The 6,583-nt window shown below is 36.4% G+C and carries 3 protein-coding genes; all 3 read left to right on the top strand.

The window, feature by feature from the left end:
* Positions 1 to 551: 551 nt before the first annotated feature.
* The 3 genes from GQR53_RS15990 (at position 552) to GQR53_RS15980 (ending at position 6,581) form a co-directional block, all read left to right on the top strand.
* On the top strand, positions 552 to 3,068 hold the full coding sequence (locus tag GQR53_RS15990) for a hypothetical protein (protein ID WP_165744507.1): 2,517 nt from the start codon (positions 552 to 554) through the stop codon (positions 3,066 to 3,068).
* Positions 3,069 to 3,190: 122 nt separating this feature from the next.
* Positions 3,191 to 4,057 (top strand): WYL domain-containing protein, encoded by an 867-nt coding sequence (locus GQR53_RS15985; RefSeq protein WP_165744506.1) that lies wholly within the window; start codon positions 3,191 to 3,193, stop codon positions 4,055 to 4,057.
* A gap of 40 nt (positions 4,058 to 4,097) precedes the next feature.
* Positions 4,098 to 6,581, top strand: a complete 2,484-nt coding sequence (locus GQR53_RS15980; protein ID WP_165744505.1) for a class I SAM-dependent DNA methyltransferase — start codon at positions 4,098 to 4,100, stop codon at positions 6,579 to 6,581.
* Positions 6,582 to 6,583: the final 2 nt, after the last annotated feature.

The raw sequence follows: 6,583 nt of genomic DNA, 5'->3' as shown, positions 1-6,583 counted from the left end.
CCCGCTAAAGCGGGGAAACCAATTTAGCAGCACGACTGTCTAACTAAATCTTCTTTACTACAGCGTTTTGCCGTTCACCCCCGCCAAAGCGGGGAACACAACTTAGTAGCACAACAGGCTAACTAATTTTTTATAAACTAATTGTATATTTTAATTCTTCTCCATTTACCACGGAGATCGCAGAGGATTAACATTGCTAACCTCTTATGTTTCGAACTTTAAATGCTCCTGTTTTATAATGCAAGCCTTTAGTTGTTTTTAATTTAAAAATAACACGAACGGCAATATTTGTAGGTTTTTAATGGTTTTTTCGAAGTAGATAGGCATTTTTAATTGCAATGTTTAAATTTAGTCCAGTCGTTTTATTAACATTAAAAGCAAATTACACTGTGTTATTTAGTTATTTTTAAACAAAGATAAGCGAGAGGGGCTTGTTAAGTATTCAAAGTAATAGATTAAAATTGTTTTAAATTCATGAATTATTAGTGTAAGTAGAATAAGTTTATGAGATAAATGTAGTATTACTAAATAACAAGGAAGCAATGTTTCTCATGCCAAATTACATCTATCCTGAAGCAATCGAAAGCTATGTCGCAACTAAATTAAAAAAATTACCAAGTGATTTTCGTGAATTAATCATCTCTAAAGTTGTTAAGTATATAAAAACAACTAATTCTTTTGCTGAGCCTTCACATATAAGCAAAGACCATTTACCGGATTGGGCAAAACGATTGTTGACTAATGGAGAGCTACTACATCGTTTTAAACCTAATGAGCAACTAGAAAAAGACCTTCATAAAATTACAAGGTTTATCAATGAACTCGTTGAAATTAGTAAAAAGAAAACTAGAGGAGGTTTGCATACTAAAGCACTAAAAAACATGCGCTCCATTGAACACTCCCATTTTAAAAGCTTATTAAAACTTGCTGAAGATTGGTTTAGAAATATTGACCGCAAAGTGTTTTTAGAAAATACAAACGAAGCAAAGAAAGACTTGGACCTAGGGGATTACTTCTGGTCACCTGCAAGTCAAACTTCAGAAATAGAGCGTTGGGGCCAGCGATTGGGAGGAAATTGCTTAGCAGATGGCCATTACCATGATGAGCTTGAAGATGGTGAAGTTGAAATTTGGGGGCTGTTTTCTCGTTCTGAAAATTTACTAGCTGTAGCTGCTTTTATGGATAATCAATTAGCGGATTTTGAGAGCAAAGGTAAAGATGGCTATGAACGATTAGAAAATGCAGCTCAATATAGAGAACAGTTACTTGAGCTTATTAAGTTTAATAATTACAGCGCCACATCTGAAGATGCTACCGAGGTTTTGGAAATACACGGCCAAACAGATATAAAAATATATAACGACGATAGTCCGGCTTATGCCATGTTCGATGAAAAAGAACAGACACTGTTAATATATTCTAAATTACTTAAATGTATCATCCCCCTTCAGTTAGACTCTATTTGTGAACGATCAGTACCTTCACTTCAGTTTGATATTGAATATGAACTAAATAGAGATGTTTCCCCTGAGGTAATAGATGAAATTTGCGTTGCGTTAATTCAAGCTTACGATAACAAAGTCACGCCAGAGTGGTTTGATATTAGTCAATTACAAGAGTTTTCAAGCAGTGGTTTATATTGGAAAGACCCAACAGCAAATAAGTTTTCTACAGATTGTAACTTTGTATTTTCAGAGTTAGACGGTGAGCTATGGTATTACTATTCTAGTGAGTGGGTAAAAAAATTAATCAGTCATGACCTAGATGGCTCACACGTTGTGGATAATAGAAATAGGTTTGCTCAAGTATTTGCAAGTAAAGAACAACGAAATAGCGAACTTGAATTTATTTGCAAACATATTGATGCGTTTCCTGATCTGATGCACAGCCAAACCGGAAATGTACACCTTACCCCTACTATTTCTAACGGAAAAGTTCTAAGTTCAAAGCAAGGGTGGAAACTACTTGATGAATCAGATGATCAACGAATTAAAGTATACGAAAGGGTCGTAGATGATTACTTTGAGACGTTACAGACTAAACAAGTAATTTGCTCATATAACAGTAAACTCAAAGCTGGCTGCTTAGTAAGGCAGCTATCAGCAAGAAAGCATGACGTTAAAATTCAAGCGCCAGGTAATAGCCCTGAAGCATACGAATTAATGATGCAAAACATCCCCTGGAATAGCTATTCTGATATGTACTCAGAGCATAGCATTCGACATAAAGACAACTATGTAGATGATAGTTTTTTAAATAAAAACGGTAATGGAATTATTCCTGATGAAAATATTTTAGGAACGCCATATAAATACAAGGCTTACAAAAATAAAGCTTTAATTTTTGATGAAAACAACCTTCTTCAATTAGTTTTTTTATTGAAGGATGACGTTATTACTCACGTTTACGAACTAAGAAAGAGCAAACAATTAGCCAAAGACTTTTTTAAAATTATTGAAGTTCTTCATTATCAATTAGCAGACAGTATTAAAGAATTAAGAGTGTTGGGAATTAAAAATAATGTAGATGAATTAATTCAAACCATTAGATACGAAAGTAATACAATAGAAATTGTTAGATTGGATGACACGTTAGAAATAAACTACCAAAGTGAAGATGACGATGTTTGCCAAGTTGTTATTAATGTTGATGAAATTTATGTTTGGGGAAGTATTGCTACGAAAGAGCAATATGATGATATGAGGCAGGCTTTATTATTTACCTTAAATTTAAAGCCATTAACTTTTTCTCATTGCAACTTGAGCACATACGAAATTTTAGTGTTTTTTGGCATTACGCTTTGCTCAATAACAAACGAGTTTTTCCTTGAGGACCTTAATGAAGATGATACCCCACCAGAAGGGTGGATAATCAATGGAAATGGCATATCGAATACACTATTTGATGAAGAGCAAAGCTTATTCTATAAAGATGGGCAATTTAATGTGAACTACCATAACATAGATTTGTTTACTAAAAATCAGCAGGCTATTAAAAAGCTTTTAAGTTGGTTTGAAAGCCGCATTGAGCCATTAGAAGAGCACTTTTATGGAGTGTTTCTCGAATAACTCCTTTATACTGAAGCGATTAGCTCTAGCACACAGATAGGTGTTATCAAAATGATTGCACCTATTACCCCCATCTAGTAATATCTTCGTCATGTTAATAGCTAAAGTTGATTTTGTACTAAATGGATTTAGATAAGCTGAATTACGCGCAACGTGAGCGTTTAGCGTTTATTGACTTTTGCTTGCAATTTGCAGGGCAAATATCGCGTGCAGATCTCATCAGCCACTTTGGTATTGGGCTAGCATCTAGCTCTAGAGATTTATCGCTCTACAAAGAGCTTGCACCAAGTAATCTAGTACTCGAACACAAAACTAAACAGTATCACCGCACAGCCGAGTTTAACCCTATTTTTATCCACAACTCAGAAGCTGTTTTAACAAGCTTAAGTCAGGGTTTTGGGGATGGGCTATCTAACGGTATCAGCTCCTCAAGCACCTGCTTTTACGCAGCGCGTATTAACCACCCTAATACGAATACAATTGCCACACTCATGCGTGCAATCAACAATAAAAAAACCGTAATGTGCCATTATATATCTTTGTCATCAGGTGACTCACAACGTGAAATTGTCCCCCACGCAATCGTAAATAATGGGTTGCGTTGGCATGTAAGAGCTTATGATGTAAATAGCGGTGAATTTAGAGATTTTGTGTGTACAAGAATACAAAACGCGCAAGAGATACAAAAACAAATCCCGCTAAAATCAAAAGCAAATAACGATTGTGCTTGGCAAAATATTATTAATATTGAATTAGTCCCACACCCATCTGTAAAACACAAAAAAGCAATTGAGCTTGATTACTCAATGAGTAATGGCATTTTACAGCTGAAGGTACGAGAAGCTTTGTTAGGTTATTTAATGCGCCAGTGGAGTGTAGATTGCTCTGAAGCTGCTTCTTTAAATGCCAATGAATACCACTTGTGGCTTAGTAATATCAAAAAATTAGATAGCTCGGTGAATATGTTAATTGCACCAGGTTATAAATAAAATTTAATTAAACGTAACTATCGTTCGAATAGGAATACCAATGGATCATAGCGCACATAACAAACTTATCTCTTTTATCTGGTCAATTGCTGACGATTGTCTGCGTGATGTATACGTGCGTGGTAAATACCGTGACGTAATTTTACCTATGGTGGTGTTACGCCGTTTAGATACCTTACTTGAGCCCACTAAACAAGCGGTACTTGATGAAGTTAAGTTCCAAGTTGAGGAAATGGAAGCAACAGAGCTTGATGATGCGCCGTTAATTGATGCTGCAGGTTATGTGTTTTACAACACCTCGAAATGGACATTAACCAGTATTAAAAATACCGCGACCAATAACCGCCAAATTATTCTGGCAAATATTGAAGAATACCTAAACGGTTTCAGCGCCAACGTTAAAGAAATTATCGAATGCTTTAACCTTAAATCTCAATTTCAACATATGGCAGGTAAAGATGTACTACTTGATGTATTAGAAAAGTTTGTTTCACCAACTATAAACCTAACACCTGATGAAGTTGAAGATCCAGAAGGTAACAAGCTACCAGCATTAAGCAACTTAGGCATGGGTTATGTGTTTGAAGAATTGATTCGTAAATTTAATGAAGACAACAACGAAGAGGCCGGTGAACACTTTACCCCACGTGAAGTTATTGAGTTAATGACCCACTTGGTGTTTGATCCGATTAAGTCAGACTTACCATTAACATTGACTGTATACGATCCAGCCTGTGGTAGTGGAGGTATGCTTACCGAAACACAAAACTTTATTAATGAAAACTACCCAGTAGAAAACACCACTCGCGACATTAATTTATACGGTAAAGAGATTAACGACGAAACCTACGCTATTTGTAAGTCAGACATGATGATCAAAGGTAACGACCCTAAAAATATTAAAGTAGGTTCAACCCTTTCATATGATGAGTTTTCAACTACACGCTTTGATTTCTGTTTATCTAACCCACCATACGGTAAAAGCTGGGCAAGTGAGCAAAAAAATATAAAAGAAGACGGTGATGTTATTCAATCACGGTTTATTGTTGAGTTATCTGACTATTGGAATAAGAAATCTAGTGTAGACGCCACACCACGTTCATCTGACGGCCAATTACTGTTCTTAATGGAAATGGTCAGCAAGATGAAGTCAACAGCTACCAGCCCATTAGGTTCTCGTATTGCTTCGGTTCATAACGGCTCTAGTTTATTTACCGGTGATGCTGGCTCGGGCGAAAGTAACATTCGCCGTTACATTATCGAAAACGATATGCTAGATGCCATAGTGCAACTACCCAATAACTTGTTCTATAACACGGGTATTACTACGTATATTTGGTTACTTAATAATAACAAACCACAAGAGCGCCAAGGCAAGGTACAGCTTATTGACGCTAGCTTGTTATTTAAAAAACTACGTAAAAACTTAGGTAATAAAAACTGTGAGTTCTCGCCAGAACATATCAGTGAAATTACACAAACGTATCTTGATGCAGCGAGCGTTGAGCGCAAGTTAACGGAAGAAAATAATCCATCAGGCATTGCCGCTAAAGTATTTAATAACGACGATTTTGGTTACTACAAAGTAAATATTGAACGCCCAGACAGACGTAGTGCTCAGTTTAAAGACGAACTTATTGCACCACTGCGTTTTGATAAAACCCTTCGTGAACCAATGGAGCACCTTTACGCTGAATATGGCGACAAGGTTTATCAAGCTGACTTTTTTACAGCTGACAATAAAGCGATGGAAAAGGACGTTATTGCTTGGTGTGAAGATAACGACATCAACCTAAACGCTAAAGCGAAAGCCAAGCTACTTTCAACCGATACTTGGCTAAATGGTAAGTTGCTGGTTGAGCTTGCAAACAAGCTAGCTGAAACCATTACCAAAGAATATAACGATTACAACCTGTTTAAAGCCGATGTTGAAGCTCACTTTAAAGAAGTTTCAGCTGATGTGTTGGCAGATGTTAAGCCTAATAAACGCAAAGCTTTTTACACCACAGTCATTAATGCCATGAGTTGGTACGACGAAAATGCTGAAAAAGTGATTAAGAAAGTGGTTAAGCTTAAGCAAGACAAACTTGATGAATTATTACATCACTTAGGTTGTGAACAAACCTTCTCTTCACCTAAAGTGCTGGCTGACTTTGGTTATTATGCGGTTGAAGGTAAAAAGTTAGAGTTCAACACTTACGAGTCAAATTCTGATTTACGTGACGCTGAATCTGTACCGCTAACTTATAACGAAGGCAATGATAGCGATAACTCTGAAATCCACCAATACTTCCTTGATGAAGTTAAACCACATGTAAGTGAGGCTTGGATAAACCTGGATAGCACCAAAATTGGTTATGAAGTTAGCTTCAATAAATACTTCTACCAGCATAAACCACTCAGAGCCATAGATGAAGTAGCGACTGATATCATCAACCTTGAACAAAAAGCCGAAGGGTTAATTGCTGAAATACTCGGGGTAGAGAGCATAGGTGTTGATTTAGCTAAGGTACATGGAGCGTAGTG

This window comes from Pseudoalteromonas sp. Z9A6 (assembly GCF_011378805.1).
In the GTDB taxonomy this organism is placed as follows: Bacteria; Pseudomonadota; Gammaproteobacteria; order Enterobacterales; family Alteromonadaceae; genus Pseudoalteromonas; species Pseudoalteromonas distincta.
Note: the sequence above shows the minus strand (reverse complement) of the source record. Positions and strands in the feature narration are given on the sequence as shown.